Origin of the sequence: Pseudoclavibacter sp. AY1F1, from assembly GCF_002931075.1 — a bacterium.
Lineage (GTDB): Bacteria > Actinomycetota > Actinomycetes > Actinomycetales > Microbacteriaceae > Pseudoclavibacter.
The window spans coordinates 654,248-670,690 of record NZ_PSTQ01000001.1 but is presented as its reverse complement, the minus strand read 5'-3'; the positions used below and the strand labels follow the sequence as shown (position 1 = coordinate 670,690).

Here is a 16,443-nt window from a genome sequence, read left to right as displayed (position 1 = left end):
CAGACCCCTCTCGTCACGGTGCGGGCATAAGGAAGGCCCTTGTCAAGTCTGCACGAAGGCAGACCCGCAGGGTCCATCCGTTGATTATGGCACGGTTTCAGACGAAACCCTGGATTGACGCCGTGGATTCACATCCCGTGTCTGCCCGACCCGAACCATTTCCTGCCTATTGCAACCCAGATCGGGTCGATGATTATTCCCTCGTCGCGCGCCATTCGACCTCGTGTGCGCCGACGACTGAGCAGCAGACCGCTGAGCCCGACGAGCATGATCGCCGGGATGACCCAGAATGCGAGCTTGTACTGCTGCCAGTCCACAGCCCCGGCCACCCCGATTCCGAGAGCGTCGAGCGAGATGCCGATGAGGAACATCGTGGTGAAGCTGGCCACGAAGCCACCGACGTTGACGATGCCGGAGGCGGAGCCGAGGCTCGAGGCAGGGTTGAAGGTTCGCGCGTAGTCGAATCCGATAGCCGAGCCAGAGCCGCCGATGCCCATGACGACCAGGAGAACGATCAGCAGCCAGAGTGGCGGTTGACCAGGCCATAGGAGCATCGCAACCCAGACGGACAGGATCAGGAGCGCGCAGATGAGCACCAGGTTCGAGCGGCGCAGCGGATACCTGCCGGTGAGGACGCCGAGGAACGGACCGAGCACCATCCCCGCGAGGACGATGACCGGCAGCAGCGACGACGCGACAGCAGGTTCGAGGCCAAGCCCCTGGGTCATGAGCGGGTAGCCCCAGAGCAGCCCGAAGATCGTGCCGGGGAACTGCGTCGTGAAGTGAGCCCAGAACCCGAGCCGAGTCCCGGGGCGCCGTGCGGCCTGACCGACCTTGGCGAGCACTCCGCGGACGCTGATCGCTTCCCCGGCGCGACGAAGATCCGGACTGTCGCGGAGGAAGACGGCGACTGCGATCGCGGTGATGAAGGCAAGACTCGCGACGGAGAGGAAGGCCGGAGTCCACGACGTCGAGCGAAGCAGGAACCCGAACGGCACGGCGGAGAGCACCTGGCCAAGCTGACCGAGGTTCCCGTACCACTGCACAAAGATCGGTACGCGGCGCGGTGGGAACCATGCGGCGATGATGCGCAGCCCAGAGACGAAGGTCGTCGCGTCGCCAGCTCCCACGAGCATCCGGCCCATCACAGCGACGCTGAGCTCGGGCGCGAGCGCGACGATCAGCTGCCCGCCGGACATGAGCAGCGCGCCCACGAGGATGAGCCGCGCGGGGCCGAACCTGTCGAGGAGCATTCCGACAGGGATCTGCAGTGCCGCGTAGACCGCCAGCTGTGCGACCGCCAACGTCGAGAGTGCCGTCGCCCCCACCTCGAAGCGCTCGCTCGCCAGCACGCCGGCGACCCCGAGCGAGGAGCGCTGCGTAACGGCGACCATGTAAGCGATCGCCGTGATGGCGAACATCGCGGGGGCAAGACGACGATTCATTCCGGCTATTGTCCCCTACCTGTGGAGACGGGCCTGCTCGGCCCCGACGACTCAGGCGTCGTCGTCGCGACCCAGCGCCAGGTACCGCTCGATCTCAGCGGCCAGCTGGTCTGCCGAGGGGAGCTCGCCTGCGGCATCTTCGAAGTCGTTGGTCACCGACAGATTCTGCAGGTACGCGTCGTGCTGAGTCTCGAGGGCATGGATGAGCTTCTGCCCGTCCGGGTTCGACTCGAGTTCGGCGTCGACGCCTGCTCGGAACGTGCGGTCGCGCTCGCGCAGCGCCTCGGTCGCGATCATGCGGCCCGTCGCGCTGCCGAGCGCTGAGAGTGCGGCGACGGCTCCGGCCGGAACCGAGGAGTCTGCGACATAGTGCGGGATGAGCATCGCGAGGCTCAGCACGGGGTGCCCCAGCTCCTCGGCCCTGACCTGGAAGTACTGCATGACGTGGGCGGGCGCCTCGGTCGTCGGGTTCCAGACGGAGAGCGTGTCGACGAGCTCTTCCCGGTTACCCGTGGCTGCGATGCGGATCGGGCGCGTGTGCGGAACGGGCATCGGCACGGCGTGGATCCACGTCGTCGAGGACACCTCGAGCGCGTCGACAGCACTCACGAGCGCCTCGCTGAAGACCCGCCAGCGGTAGTCGGGCTCGAAGCCGGACAGGAACAGGAACTCCTGACCGAGTTCGTCGGTGACGAGGCGGAGATCGAGCCTCGGCTCCGACACGGACTTCACGCGGCCGTTGGAGACGGACACGATCGGACGACGCGCCCGGTAGTCGTACAGCTCATCGGCGTCGAACTCCGCGACGATTCGCGCGTCCGCGTCGAGGTCGACGATCTCGTCGGAGACCTGCGCGGCGACGGCCCCCGCGTCGTGGCCACCGCGCAGCGCCACAATGAGGGGCAGGCCGGCAGGGACGTCATGCCAGGCGGCAGCCACTCGGAAGATGCGCTCAGTCTCGCTCATAGGCTCAATGCTAGGTCCGAAGGCTGGCGTTCGAGCGGGCGTTCGCGCTTGGCGCACGAGCTCGCCAGCTCGGCCCGGCACGGCCGCAATATGCTGGCATGCATGACGCTCGCCATCTTGGAACTCGCCGAATCCGCCCCCGACGCACAGCTCCTGGTGCTCCCCGTGCTCCGACGCGAGGAGTCGCTCACGATCTCGGCGCCTCCGGGGTTCCCGGATCTCGAGCCGTACCTCGAGGCGACCGGCTTCCGCGGGAAGAGCGGCGAGACGCAGAAGATCGCGATCCCGCTCGACGGCGGCGTGCGAGCCGTCATCGCGCTCGGTCTCGGTGACGGGACCGACGAGGAGCAGGCGCGTCGCGCGGGCGGCTCGCTCGCTCGCGCCGCGGGAACGTCAGCGGTCGCGATGGACGCTGACGCGCTTGACGCCGACGTTCGCCAGGCCGTCTTGCTCGGCGCGCTCCTCGCCAGCTACCGCTTCACCGAGTACAAGTCGGAGGCCGACGACTCGGCGCTCACCAAGATCACCGTCGTGACGTCGGACACGGCTCGCGCAACCGCGGAGAATGCCAGGGCGACGACCATCGCCCAGGCGGTCGCCCTCGTGCAGGATGCGGTGAACACGCCCCCGAACGACCTTCCTCCTGCAGCCCTTGCCGACGTCGCACTGCGGGTCGCCAAGGAGAACGGCATCGAGGCCCGCGTCTGGGACGACACCGAGCTCCGCGAGGGAGGCTTCGGCGGCCTGACCGCTGTGGGCCAGGGGTCATCCCGCGGCCCTCGCCTGGTGCGCCTCGACTACCGCCCGGAGGGGGCAGAGCTGCACATCGCGCTGGTGGGCAAGGGCATCACGTTCGACACGGGTGGCCTCTCGCTCAAGCCCGCGGGGTCGATGGTCGGCATGAAGTTCGACATGGCGGGCGCCGCGACGATCGTCGGCGTCCTGCAGGCCGCTGCCGAGCTCGGGATCAAGGTTGCGATCACAGGATGGCTCTGCATCGCAGAGAACATGCCATCGAGCACCGCTACCCGGCCCGACGACGTTGTGACCATCTACGGCGGCAAGACCGTAGAGATCACGAACACCGACGCTGAGGGGCGAATCGTCATGGCGGACGGCATCGCCGCCGCGAGCGAAGAGCACCCCGACTTGATCATCGACATCGCGACACTCACGGGCGCGCAGGTCGTCGCGCTCGGGGACCGCACCACCGCGGTCATGGGCAACGACGACGCATGGATCACCAGCGTCGTCGACGCTTCCAAGTCCATCGGCGAACCGTCGTGGGCTATGCCAATTCCCGAGGAGGTCGGCGACACGCTCAAGTCCCCGGTCGCGGACCTCGCCAACATGCGCTCCGGCAACCGCTCGGCCGGGATGCTCGTCGCCGCGGCGTTCCTCGAACGATTCGTCGGAGAGCGCGCCGACGGCAACGGAGCGATTCCGTGGGTGCACCTCGATATCGCCGGCCCGTCCAACAACGAGTCGGCTCCGTACGGGTACGTGCCCAAGGGTGCGACGGGCGTGATGGTGCGAACGCTCATCGCGCTTCTCGAATCACGCTCCTGAGCTGGTTATTCCTGCCAGTTCGACGCGTGTAGGCTTCCCTGAGGGGTAATTTCGCCGCGCGTGGCGACCACAAACCGGCCGCCGCTTCTCTATGAATTCCATTGAGGGAGTTTTCCGGGTGTCAGAACACAATTTCGACCTCGTCGTCCTTGGCGGAGGAAGTGCGGGATACGCCGCAGCTATCCGCGCCGTTCAGCTGGGCTCAACCGTCGCTCTGGTTGAGAAGGACAAGCTCGGAGGCACGTGCCTCCACCGTGGCTGCGTGCCTACAAAGGCCATGCTTCATGCGGCTGAGCTTGCGGACAATGCACATGAAGCCGCATCCGTCGGTGTGATGACCGAGTTCCAGGGCGTCGACATCGTCAAGGTCAATGCCTTCCGTGAGGGCATCGTCGCCAGCAAATTCAAGGGGCTGCAGGGCCTCCTGAAGGCCAAGGGCGTCACCGTCTTCCAGGGTGAGGGCAAGCTCGTCTCCCCCACTACCGTTCAGGTGGGCGACGACACGCTCACGGGCAAGAACGTCGTCCTCGCGACGGGGTCGTTCTCCCGCTCGCTGCCCGGCCTCGAGATCTCGGGCAACGTCATCACCAGCGAGCAGGCGCTTGAGCTCGAGTGGCTCCCGAACCGCGTCGTCATCCTGGGCGGCGGCGTCATCGGTCTGGAGTTCGCCAGCGTCTGGCGCTCGTTCGGTGTCGAGGTCACGATCGTCGAGGGCCTCAAGCACCTCGCTCCCGCCGAAGAGGAGTCCGTCTCCAAGCAGCTCGAGCGCGCATACAAGAAGCGCGGCATCGACTTCAAGCTCGGCGTGCGCTTCAAGGGCGTCACGCAGGACGACTACGGCGTGCACGTCGAACTCGAGTCCGGCGAAGTGCTGGATGCGGACCTGCTGCTCGTCGCGGTGGGCCGTGGCCCGGTGACCGATGGCATCGGCCTGGAAGAGGTCGGCGTCACGACCGACCGTGGATTCGTCCCCGTCGACGAGAGCCTCCAGACGAACGTGCCCGGCGTGTACGCGATCGGTGACATCGTTCCCGGCCTCCAGCTCGCTCACCGCAGTTACCAGCACGGCATCTTTGTCGCGGAGCAGATCGCCGGCCTCAACCCCGTGCAGGTCGAGGACATCAACATTCCGAAGATCACGTACTCCGATCCCGAGATCGCCTCGGTCGGCTACTCAGAAGTCAAGGCCAAGGAGAAGTTCGGCGCTGACGCCATCTCCACCGCTGAGTACAACCTCGCTGGCAACGCGAAGAGCTCGATCCTCGGCACGAGCGGAACCGTCAAGCTCGTGCGCGTCAACGACGGCCCGATCGTGGGTGTCCACATGATCGGCGGCCGCGTCGGCGAGCTCGTCAGCGAAGCTCAGCTCATCGTCAACTGGGAGGCTTACCCAGAGGACGTCGCACACCTCATCCACGCCCACCCGACGCAGGGTGAGACGATCGGCGAGGCAGCACGTCTGCTCGCCGGCGTCCCGCTGCACGCACTCTGACCCGCCAGAACCACTCAAGGAGAACCCACATCATGAGCGAAGACGTAACGCTCCCGGCACTCGGCGAGAGTGTCACCGAAGGAACCGTCACCCGCTGGTTGAAGAGCGTCGGCGACACCGTCGAGGTCGACGAGCCGCTGCTCGAGGTCTCGACCGACAAGGTCGACACCGAGATCCCGTCGCCTATCGCGGGCGTGCTCGAGGAGATCCTCGTCGGCGAAGACGAGACCGTCGAGGTCGGCGCAGTTCTCGCACGCCTCGGCGACGGCTCCGGTGCCGCCTCGTCTGGCGACAGCGCCCCGGCCGAGGAAGAAGCCGCGGCTGAGCCTGAGGTCGAGGAAGCTGCCGAGTCCACCTCGCAGCCCGCCGCGGCCCCCGAGGCCGAAGAGGCTCCCGCTGAGAAGGAAGACGAGGGCTACGCGAAGCCGGCTCCCGAGAAGGAGACGACCTCCGAGGCGCCTGCGAAGGAGGCTGCAACTCCGGCCGCTCAGACCGCTCAGCAGTCGGCTTCCGCTCCGAAGCCCCCGGCCCAGCCCAAGCAGCCGTCGCAGCCGAAACAGGCTGGAGAGTCGGCGCAGGCCGCCTCGAGCTCTGACCCCCGCTACGTGACGCCGCTCGTGCGCAAGCTCGCGGCTGACGCTGGTGTCGACCTGACGAAGGTCCAGGGCACCGGAGTCGGCGGCCGCATCCGCAAGGAAGACGTCGTCGCCTTCGCCGAGTCGAGCAAGAGCGCAGCTCCCGCGCAGGCTGCCTCTTCTGGCACGCCCGGCGAGCCGACTCCGTTCGAGGTCTCGGAGCTCCGCGGCACGACGGCGAAGATGTCACGTCTCCGCAAGGTCGTCGCAGAGCGCGCAGTCGCATCGATGAACTCGACGGCTCAGCTCACCACGGTCGTCGAGGTCGACGTGACCCGCATTGCGCAGCTGCGCGATCGTGTCAAGGGCGACTTCCACGCGAAGACGGGCAACAAGCTCTCGTTCCTGCCGTTCTTCACGCTCGCCGCTGCCGAGGCTCTCCAGAGCTTCCCGATCATCAACTCGACGGTCGACGGAGATTCCATCGTCTACCCCGAGTCCGAGAACATCGCCATGGCGGTCGACACGGAGCGCGGTCTGCTCACGCCGGTCATCAAGAAGGCGTCTGAGCTCGACATCGCTGGTCTCGCTGGTCAGATCGCCGATCTCGCCGAGCGCACGCGCGACAACAAGCTCCTCCCGGATGAGCTGGCTGGTGGCACGTTCACCGTCACCAACACCGGTTCACGCGGTGCCTTGTTCGACACGCCCGTCGTGTTCCTCCCGCAGAGCGCGATCCTCGGCACCGGAATCGTCGCCAAGCGTCCCGCGGTCGTGAAGACGGCTGACGGACAGGAGTCCATCGCGATTCGTTCGCTGGTCTTCCTGGCGCTCAGCTACGACCACCGCATCATCGACGGTGCGGATGCAGCTCGCTTCCTCTCGCAGGTCAAGAACCGCCTCGAAGAGGGTGCGTTCGAGGGCAACCTCGGCCTGTAGCAGGTCCTCGCGATCGGCTTAGGTCACTCGCACATCACGCAGACGCCATCCGGCCTCCCCACGAGCGATCGTGAGGGAGGCCGGTGGTGTTTCCGCGGTTTGCACAGCCTCCGCAGGCCAGAGGTCGACGACGGCGAAGTCTCCGTAGCGGTCTCGGAGCGTTGCCGTGGTGAGGCCAGCAAGCTCGACGGCTGGTCCTTCTCCGCGTGCGAGGTCAGCGTGGAGACCAGGGGCGTCACTCTGGTACACCTCCTCGAGGCAGCCGTCAGGTGAGCTGGCGAGGCACTCAGCTCTCCGTTCGAGAAGGGCCGTTGCCGCCGCAGTCGGATCTTCGGCAGCAGCGGCTGCCCGCCAATCGGGCGCTGGCTCCTCTGGCGAAGCCGCAGCCTCCTCAGCTATAGGCAGGGCATGGCTCGGCGACGTCACCGTCTCTGGCGCACTCGCACTGTCCTGGGACACGCCGCTCTCCGCCAGCCCTCCTGTGCCCTGCGCGCCCTCGCCCGGCTCACGGCCGAGTAGGCCGATGCTCACGGCGCAGACGCACATGACAACGGCTGCGGCAGCAGCTATGCGGTACGGAATCCTGATCCCAGACAGGAAACCCTGTCTGGTGCCGGATAGCCGCTGAGCACGTTGCGCCCTTCTGCTCGTCGTACTGCGTGGAGTACCGGCCCGGCCGGAGCCGGCGATGTCATCGCCTAGGTTGTCCGAGTCGCCCGCGAGCAGGGAACCGGCGTTGATTTGGCCGCCCTCGCGCTCAGGGAGCTCGATCCGTCGGGATGCGGCAGTCTCGGCTGCCGACTCCGCAAGGACCGCGGTTCGCGGAACCTGTTGACCGGTCGACGGGTCGTGCACTTCCCTCGCGTCCTGCCAGGAGAAGAGCGCATCGAGCAAGCGGTGGCCGAGCTCAGCATCCACTTCGCCCGAGAGGCATCGGTCGAGTTCCCGCTCGAGCGCGGCCGGGAGCTCCGTCTGGCTCGGCAGCTGAGCCAGCACAAGATCGGCCACGGATTCGAGGGCCTTCCAATCTCGGACGATGCTCACGTGCGCGCGAATATCAGCTTCGGGCAGGCGAGCAGCCGCGTGCCAGTTTTTGAGAACGGGACGCCCCGCCGAGGTAAGCCGCACATCGTCGCAGCTCAGCGCGCCAAGCGACACCCCCTGAGCGTGGAGCTCGGCGAGCGTCTCCACGAGCGGGGCCAGAATCGTGACGATCTCGCCTGCAGTGAGTGGGTTCGGTCGGTCAAGGAGTTCCTCGACGCTGGACCCGAGCGTGGCCTCGAGCACAGCCACCGCCTCCCGTTGTTCCGTCATTCCCACGTCGAGAATCTCGGGCAGGCTCGGCGCTTCGATCTCGTCGAAGAGCTCGCAGAGGTCCGAAAGCGGGAGGCCTGGCCCAGGGGCGGCCTCCACGAGCAGCTCGACCGCCCCTTCCGGGGCCGACAGCGATGCAGCGCGCGAGGGCACACGCGGTGAACCCGCCAGCCACTCCCCCTCGTCGAGCACTGCCCGCTCACGCGCAACGGCGAGGTACCGGTGCCACGGGCCTGTGTCTGCGAGCAATTCAACGACCCGCCAACCGACGATGTCGAGGTACTCGGGCCGGTCTTGGTGTTCGCTTCTTCGATGATTTCTGGCTTGCACACCGCGAGTCTGAGGGCCCCGCGGCTGCTCGAACGGACGAGCTTCATCGTCTGTGGAGAAGTCGTCACGAGTCCGAATGTGAATACCGGGTGAAGTACCGGTATTCTGGGTGCACTATGGCGAACTCTCCACAAGCCGGCGCAGCAGCGGAAAAAGAACCGGGTCGCTTCAAGCAGATCTGGCAAGTCCTCAAGATGACGGTCAAGTACGACAAGACCGCACCTTGGATCATGGCCGCTGCCGTGCTCGTCCCCCTGATCATCGCAGCGCTCGTGAGCATCTTCCTGCCCGGATCGAACGCGCTCACCTGGATCCTCACGATGATCCTCGGCCTCATGGTCGGTGTGCTCCTCTTCATGTTCACGCTGAACTGGCGTGCTGAGCGGGTCGCTTTCGGGCAGCTCGAAGGTCGTGCCGGGGCGGCAGGGCAGGTACTCACCAGTGCCCTGCGCGGAACCTGGCAGACGAGCGAGATGCCAGTGGCCTTCAACGCGAAGACGCAGGACGCGGTCTACCGCGCGATCGGCAAGCCCGGTGTTGTCATCCTCACGGAGGGCAGCAAGGCAGGCACGAAGCGACTGCTCGACGACGAGCGCCGCAAGACCGCTCGAATCCTGCCGAACGTCCCGATCCACCACTTCCATGTGGGAACCGGCGCTGACGACGTGAAGCTCGTCAAGATCCGAAAGACCCTCAACAAGCTCCCGAAGAAGCTCACCAAGCCGGAGATCGTCGCTGTGACGAGCCGACTCAAGGCGCTTGGCAGCAACGCACTGCCGATTCCCAAGGGCATTGACCCGATGCGGATGCGCTCGTCGCGTTCGCAGATGCGCTGACCTGCAGCATCCCCGCCACAGACTCGCCCTGTTGCTCTATACGAGCCGCAGGGCGAGTTTTGTCATGATGTCGTGGCCGCCGCGCTGATCGCTGTCCCAGACGAGCATGGGGAGCACGAGCGTGACGAGCAGCTGCCGGACGAGAGGTCGGATGTAGCCGGGAGCGGAGCCATCCAGTTTCGTCACGCGCATCCGGAACAACAGGTGTCCGAGGGAGCCGCCGAACAGCATGATCCCCACCGTGGTCATCGCGAAGAACAACAGCAGGATGGCAATCGAGTCATAGTCGAAGAAGAGGAAGGCGAGCCCTGCCGCCACCGCGTAGTCGGCGATGAGGGCGGGGATGCGACGCCGCATTGGTGCCATCGAACCGCGGCCCTCTTCTGGGTAGCCGAGGCGGTAGCCCGGGTAGCGGTTGTTCTCCGGCTTTGCGAACTCCGGGCTGCTTGACTGTGCGGGCATCCGGAAAGCTTACCGTCGGCGAAACACCGGAGCTTGGGCCAGCCGCGCGCGAATATCACGCTCGGCGTAACGTGCGCGAAACATAACAGTGACCACGGGGCAACAGCGAGTGGTTAGCTTGTGACAGGACCCCGTCCGCCAACACCTTCGACACGACCCGGAGAAGCCATGTTCAAAGAACCGTCTGAAGTCCTCGCCTATATCGCCGATAACGATGTCAAGTTCCTCGACATCCGCTTCACCGACCTCCCGGGTGTGCAGCAGCACTTCAACATCCCCGCGTCGACCGTCGACGAGGAGTTCTTCTCCGTCGGCCAGCTCTTCGATGGATCCTCGATCCGCGGCTTCGCGTCGATCCACGAGTCCGACATGCAGCTCATCCCCGACGTCACGACGGCGTACCTCGACCCGTTCCGCGACGCGAAGACCCTGATCATGGTCTTCGACATCTACAACCCGCGTACGGGTGAGATCTACCACCGCGACCCCCGCCAGGTTGCTAAGAAGGCCGTCGACTACCTGTCCTCGACCGGAATCGCCGACACCGCGTTCTTCGCCCCCGAGGCAGAGTTCTACATCTTCGACGACGTGCGCTACTCCGTGACGTCGAACCAGAGCTTCTACTCGGTCGACTCCGAAGAAGGCGCCTGGAACTCGGGCCGCGAAGAAGAGGGCGGCAACCTCGGCAACAAGACGCCGTTCAAGGGCGGCTACTTCCCCGTCTCCCCCGTCGACAAGACGGCTGATCTGCGTGACGACATCACGCTCAAGCTCATCGAGGCTGGTTTCATCCTCGAGCGCTCGCATCACGAGGTCGGCACGGGTGGCCAGCAGGAGATCAACTACCGCTTCGACACGATGGTCAGCGCGGCGGACGACATCCTGAAGTTCAAGTACATCGTCAAGAACACTGCAGAGCAGTGGGGCAAGTCGGCGACGTTCATGCCGAAGCCGCTCTACAACGACAACGGCTCTGGCATGCACACGCACCAGTCGCTCTGGAAGGACGGCGAGCCGCTCTTCTACGACGAGGCCGGCTACGGATCGCTCTCCGACACGGCCCGCTGGTACATCGGCGGCCTGCTCGCGCACGCCAACTCTCTCGCGGCGTTCACGAACCCCACGACGAACTCCTACCACCGTCTGGTGAAGGGCTTCGAGGCTCCCATCAACCTCGTCTACTCGGCAGGTAACCGCTCGGCTGCGATCCGCATCCCGATCACCGGTTCCAACCCGAAGGCGAAGCGCATCGAGTTCCGCGCTCCGGACGCTTCGGCGAACCCGTACCTCGCCTTCGCTGCTCAGCTCATGGCTGGCCTCGACGGTATCCAGAACCGTATCGAGCCGCACGAACCCGTCGACAAGGACCTCTACGAGCTTCCCCCGGAAGAGGCGAAGACCATCCCGCAGCTCGCGACCTCGCTGCCCGAGGCGCTCGCAGCGCTCGAGGCTGACCACGAGTACCTGACGAAGGGCAACGTCTTCACGCCGGAGCTCATCGAGAACTGGATCAACTACAAGACGATCAACGAAGTGCAGCCGCTCGCGCAGCGCCCGCACCCGTACGAGTTCGAGCTCTACTACGGGGTGTAATCGGACGCTGGGTCTCTGCTGGTAGACCGCAACGACTGACGCTGAGCCCGCCTGGACTTCCTCGCTCGAGGAAGACCAGGCGGGCTCTTCTGTTCCTCCCAGGTATGCCGTCCGCGCCGTGCCAGGCTGGGTGGATGGAAGAAGCAGAGCTCCGCGCGCAGGCCCTGGCCGCCGTCGACCACCACAAGCGCCTTGCCGCGAGTATCCACGCCGCGGCCGTCCGGCGGCTCTCGTCGGAGCCGCAGAGCGAGGAATGGCACCAGCACAACGTAGACCTCGATCACTCCATCGACGAGTTGCTCGGCCACGAGTTCACGACGCCGAAGTCCGCGCTGCAGGCGCTCGCCTCGCACGAGGCTCAGCACGCCGTCGGCATCGGCAGGCAGTCAGGCCTCGACGCGGTGCTGATCGCCGATAGCCTTGAACGCGCCATCCTGGACCAGCAGTCGACCGAAGCGTGACCCTCCGGCCTGCAACCAGCAGGGTCCCACGGCAGTCGCCGAGCTACTCGCCGTAGAAGAGGCGCTCGAAGACGCGACGTGAGCGCCGCGTCTCCCCGAGGTAGTCATCCTCGAGGTGGGGGCCCGAGCCCGGCGCGTAGCCGAGCGCGCGCGCGACCGCGTCGAGCGTCGGGCCGTCCTGCGGCAGCAGGTCGGACTGCTTGTTCGTCGCAAGGTACAGCGCCGAGCGCACACGCGACGCCAGAAGCCAGGCATCGCGCAGCTGGTTCGCGTCTGCAGGAGTAAGCAGCTCCTCAGCCTGCGCAGCATCGAGCGTTCCGAGCGTCGACGTCGTACGCAGCGAAGCGCTGTGCATAGCGTGCTGCAGCTGCAGCGTCTGTGCGAGCCACTCGACGTCGCTCAGCGAACCTCGCCCGAGCTTCAGGTGTCGCTTCGGATCTGCACCCTGCGGCAGACGCTCGTTCTCGACGCGCGCCTTGATGCGACGCACCTCGCGCAGCCCGTCCTCCGACAGCTCCTTGCCGTAGCGGACATCGTCGACCAAGTCCATGAAGCGGTCACGCACGTTCGGGTCGCCAACGACATCGTCCGCGCGGAGCAGCGCCTGAGTCTCCCACCCGAGCGACCACCGTGCGTAGTAGCTGCGGTAGGCGGAGAGAGAGCGCACCAGCGGGCCGGACTTGCCCTCGGGACGGAGGCCGGCATCCAGGTCGATGGGCATGCGCGGGTCAGCCGTGAACTCGACGATGCGGTGGACCAGTGCAAGCGCACGCCTGCTCGCGAGGTCGGGGTTCGAGAAGTCGCCCGGCTCGAAGACGTAGAGCACGTCGAGGTCTGAACCGAACCCCAGCTCACGGCCGCCGTAGCGACCCATCGCGATGATCGCGAAAGGTGGGTACTCGACCTTGTCGATGCGGCGGACCGCGTCATAGGCACCCTGAAGGGTGGCCGTCGCGATGTCAGAGAGCCCGGCACCCGTCTGCTTGATGTCGATGAGGCTCAGCAGCCCGCCGATCGCGAGACGAAGCACCTCTCGCCGGCGGAACGTGCGGAGCGCACGCCTCAGCGCAACCTCGTCGTCATGGCGGCGGATGGTCGTCGCGACCTCGTCGAGCAGAGCACTGAGCGAGCGGGGCTTCAGCTGCGCGTCGTCGTCGAGCCACTTGACGGCCTCGGGGTAGAGCTCAAAAAACTCGGCGGCGAACTTGGAGCCGGAGAGCAGCTGCGTCAGTCGCTTCGCCGCGGCCGAACTGTCCCGCAGCAGGCGCAGGTACCAGGCGGTGTCACCCAGGCGCTCAGACAGCTTGCGGAACGCGAGGAAACCGCTGTCGGGGTCGCTCCCCTGCGAGAACCAGTCGATGAGCACCGGAAGCAGCGTTCGCTGCATGATGGCGCGCCTCGACACGCCCTTCACGAGCGCGGTGATGTGAGCAAGCGCGCCCTTCGGGTCGAGGAAGCCGATGGCTCGCAGACGAGCCTCGGCCTGGTCGGAGCTGAGGGCGAAGCCCTCGGTTGGCAGGGCGGCGACCGCTGAGAGCAGCGGACGGTAGAAGACCTTCTCGTGGAGCCCCCTGACCCGGAGCTTCACTCGCTGCCACTCGTCGACGAGCTCACGCGAGTTCGCGAAGCTGGCGGAGCGGGCAAGCACGGCGCGCTCGATGTCGCTCGTCGGCATGAGGTGCGTACGTCGCAGGGCGCGCAGCTGAATGCGGTGCTCCAGCAGCCTCAGGAACTCATAGTCGGAGGAGAACTGGTTCGCGTCGTCACGCCCGATGTATCCGCGCTCGCTGAGCGCCTCGAGCGCGGCGAGCGTCGATCGCTCGCGAACGGTCTCGTCGTGCTGGCCGTGCACCAGCTGGAGCAGCTGGACCGTGAACTCGATGTCGCGCAGCCCTCCTGGGCCGAGCTTGATCTGCAGGTCGACTTCCTCGGCAGGGATGTGGTCGGTGACGCGTTCGCGCATGGCCCGGACCTGGTCGACGAAGTCAGCCCGGCTCGCGCTCGCCCAGATGAACGGCTCGACGCGGCGCTCGAACTCCGCCCCGAGCCGCAGATCGCCCGCCATAGCCCGCGACTTGATGAGCGCCTGGAACTCCCAGTTCTTAGCCCATCGTTCGTAATACCTTGCGTACGAGTCGATCGTGCGGACGAGGGCGCCGTCCTTGCCCTCCGGCCGGAGGTTGGCGTCCACTTCCCAGAGTGCAGGTTCGACGTCGGTCGAGTCGATGACCCGCATCGTGAGGCTCGCGAGCCTCGTGCCGATCTCGACAGCTCTCGGAACTGCGACGCACTCAGGATCGGACGACTCCGCGACGAACATGATGTCGACGTCGCTGATGTAGTTGAGCTCCTCGGCCCCGGCCTTGCCCATGCCGATGACCGCGAGACGAACGCACTCGACCTGCTCGGCGGGGAAGCGCCCGAAGCCGCTCGGCGGGGCCTGGGTCTCGGCGCGCGCGACCATGATCGCCGCATCCAGCGTCTCCCCTGCGAGATCCGCCAACGCGCGGCTCACCTCCCGGACACAGCCGCGCTGATCGTCCTGCGCGAGGTCGAACGCCGTGATGCGTGCCAGCTCCGTGCGGTAGCGGATGCGCAGCGAACGGGCCGCCTCCGAACCTGTCAGCTGAGCGACCGCCATGCCGAAACCGCCATCAGCGTCAGCTCGTTCGGCATCGACGCCGACACTCGCGGCCATGCGGCGTTGCAGCTCGTCTCGGGTCGGCAGCTCGGCTTCGCCGGACTGCACGACCTCCATCGTGCGCGGGTGCCTGAGGAAGAACTCGGCGAGCCCCGTCGAGGCTCCCAGAAGTCTCACCACGGTCTTGGCATTCGGTCGTTCGGCGAAGAGCGAGTCGACGGCGCTGGGATGCTGCCTCGCGAGGTAGACCAGCCACTGCAATGCCTGGTCGGGGTCGGCGACACGCTCGTCGACCACCGAGAAGACGTCGTCGGCCCGCACGCCGGTCAGCTCGGCGAGCTCCGCGAGACGCGGCTCGGCCTCGCTCGGTGCGGCAAAGCCAGCCCTCGCGAGGCGGGTCCGGAGTCCGTCTGAGCGCACGGTCTACAAAGCGTGCAGGTTCGAGGCCAGCTCGAACGGCGTGACCTGGGCCCGGTACTGCTTCCACTCGGCGCGCTTGTTCGCCAGGAAGTAGGCGAAGACCTGCTCGCCGAGCGTCTCAGCGACCAGCTCCGAGTTCTCCATGATGGAGATGGCCTCGTTGAGGCTGGAAGGCAGTGGGTCAAAGCCAAGCACGCTTCGTTCTCGAGGAGACATCTCCCAGATGTCGCCCTCGATCTCGGCGGGAAGCTCGTACTCCTCAGCGACCCCCTTGAGCCCGGCCGACAGCAGGACTGCATAGGCGAGGTACGGGTTCGCGGCGGAGTCGATGCCGCGGTACTCGACACGCGCCGATCCGCCCTTGTTGGGCTTGTAGGTCGGGATGCGGACGAGCGCCGAGCTGTTGTTGTGGCCCCAGCAAGCGTAGCTCGGGGCCTCATCTCCGCCCCAGATGCGCTTGTAGGAGTTCACGAACTGGTTGGTCACCGCGGTGATCTCCGGTGCGTGCTTGAGCAGACCGGCGACGAAGTGCCTGCCGATCTTCGAGAGCTGGTACTCGGCGCCTGGCTCGTGGAAGACGTTGGTGTCGCCTTCGAAGAGCGAGACGTGCGTGTGCATTCCGCTGCCGGGGTGCTGCCACATGGGCTTCGGCATGAACGTCGCGTAGACGCCCTGCTCGATGGCGACCTCTTTGACGACCGTGCGGAACGTCATGACGTTATCCGCCGTGTTGAGCGCGTCGGAGAAGCGGAGGTCGATCTCGTTCTGGCCCGGGCCAGCCTCGTGGTGGCTGTACTCCACGGAGATGCCGAGATCTTCCAGGATGCGCACCGCGCGGCGACGGAAGTCGTGCGCGGTGCCACCTGGGACGTTGTCGAAGTAGCCGGCGTTGTCGGCGGGTACCGGCTCGCCGCCGAGCGCCTCGTCGGACTTGAGCAGGTAGAACTCGATCTCGGGGTGCACGTAGAACGTGAAGCCCTGCGCCGATGCGACGTCGAGGGCTCGACGGAGCACGCGACGAGGGTCGGTCACGGAGGGCTGCCCATCCGGAGTCGAGATGTCGCAGAACATGCGCGCCGTCGGGTCGATGTCACCGCGCCACGGAAGCATCTGGAATGTCGAGGGGTCCGGGTGAAGGAGCATGTCGGCTTCAGAACGCCTCGTGAAGCCCTCGACGGCCGAGCCATCGAGGCCGATGCCCTCGTTGAACGCACCCTCCACCTCCGCCGGTGCGATCGCCACGGACTTCAGTGTTCCGAGAACGTCCGTGAACCACAGGCGGATGAACTTGATCCCGCGCTCTTCAATCTGGCGGAGTACGAAGTCCTGCTGCTTGTCCACTCGGGCTCCAATTCTTGTTGTGCGCCTCCCCCTAGGCTACTGGGCCTGAGGCCGCCCCG

Annotated in this window: 12 protein-coding genes; 6 read left to right on the top strand and 6 right to left on the bottom strand. The window is 66.2% G+C overall.

Translation table 11 applies throughout. The features are described from left to right. Positions 1–128: 128 nt before the first annotated feature. On the bottom strand, positions 129–1,445 hold the full coding sequence (locus C5B85_RS03135) for a nitrate/nitrite transporter (protein WP_104284575.1): 1,317 nt from the start codon (positions 1,443–1,445) through the stop codon (positions 129–131). A 51-nt stretch (positions 1,446–1,496) separates the two neighbouring features. Beyond that, entirely contained in the window at positions 1,497–2,411 is a 915-nt protein-coding gene (locus tag C5B85_RS03130; protein WP_104284574.1) for a proteasome assembly chaperone family protein, read from the bottom strand. A gap of 102 nt (positions 2,412–2,513) precedes the next feature. Between C5B85_RS03130 and C5B85_RS03125 the strand changes: the two genes are divergently transcribed. The 3 genes from C5B85_RS03125 (at position 2,514) to sucB (ending at position 6,986) form a co-directional block, all read left to right on the top strand. Next, on the top strand, positions 2,514–3,980 hold the full coding sequence (locus tag C5B85_RS03125) for a leucyl aminopeptidase (RefSeq protein ID WP_181064246.1): 1,467 nt from the start codon (positions 2,514–2,516) through the stop codon (positions 3,978–3,980). Between the two features lie 118 nt (positions 3,981–4,098). Continuing rightward, complete coding sequence (lpdA, locus tag C5B85_RS03120; protein ID WP_104284572.1) at positions 4,099–5,472, top strand: dihydrolipoyl dehydrogenase; 1,374 nt, start codon at positions 4,099–4,101, stop codon at positions 5,470–5,472. 32 nt (positions 5,473–5,504) lie between these two features. Beyond that, entirely contained in the window at positions 5,505–6,986 is a 1,482-nt protein-coding gene (gene sucB, locus C5B85_RS03115; RefSeq protein WP_104284571.1) for a 2-oxoglutarate dehydrogenase, E2 component, dihydrolipoamide succinyltransferase, read from the top strand. 18 nt (positions 6,987–7,004) lie between these two features. Here the strand turns inward: sucB and C5B85_RS03110 are convergent, their stop codons facing one another. Next, entirely contained in the window at positions 7,005–8,630 is a 1,626-nt protein-coding gene (locus C5B85_RS03110; protein WP_146077825.1) for a hypothetical protein, read from the bottom strand. A 116-nt stretch (positions 8,631–8,746) separates the two neighbouring features. On the opposite strand from C5B85_RS03110, the gene C5B85_RS03105 reads away from it, so the two are divergent. After that, entirely contained in the window at positions 8,747–9,466 is a 720-nt protein-coding gene (locus C5B85_RS03105; protein ID WP_104284569.1) for a DUF4191 domain-containing protein, read from the top strand. A 36-nt stretch (positions 9,467–9,502) separates the two neighbouring features. Here the strand turns inward: C5B85_RS03105 and C5B85_RS03100 are convergent, their stop codons facing one another. Then, positions 9,503–9,928: an RDD family protein gene (locus C5B85_RS03100; RefSeq protein ID WP_104284568.1), complete on the bottom strand. Its 426-nt coding sequence runs from the start codon at positions 9,926–9,928 to the stop codon at positions 9,503–9,505. 168 nt (positions 9,929–10,096) lie between these two features. On the opposite strand from C5B85_RS03100, the gene glnA reads away from it, so the two are divergent. Then, entirely contained in the window at positions 10,097–11,521 is a 1,425-nt protein-coding gene (gene glnA / locus C5B85_RS03095) for a type I glutamate--ammonia ligase (RefSeq protein WP_104284567.1), read from the top strand. A 134-nt stretch (positions 11,522–11,655) separates the two neighbouring features. Then, entirely contained in the window at positions 11,656–11,982 is a 327-nt protein-coding gene (locus tag C5B85_RS03090) for a hypothetical protein (RefSeq protein WP_104284566.1), read from the top strand. Positions 11,983–12,025: 43 nt separating this feature from the next. Here the strand turns inward: C5B85_RS03090 and C5B85_RS03085 are convergent, their stop codons facing one another. Both C5B85_RS03085 and C5B85_RS03080 read right to left on the bottom strand, forming a co-directional pair. Further along, positions 12,026–15,043, bottom strand: a complete 3,018-nt coding sequence (locus C5B85_RS03085; RefSeq protein ID WP_104284565.1) for a bifunctional [glutamine synthetase] adenylyltransferase/[glutamine synthetase]-adenylyl-L-tyrosine phosphorylase — start codon at positions 15,041–15,043, stop codon at positions 12,026–12,028. Positions 15,044–15,046: 3 nt separating this feature from the next. Beyond that, the gene (locus tag C5B85_RS03080) at positions 15,047–16,384 is read right to left on the bottom strand and encodes a glutamine synthetase family protein (RefSeq protein ID WP_104284564.1); all 1,338 of its coding nucleotides are present in this window, start codon (positions 16,382–16,384) and stop codon (positions 15,047–15,049) included. Positions 16,385–16,443: the final 59 nt, after the last annotated feature.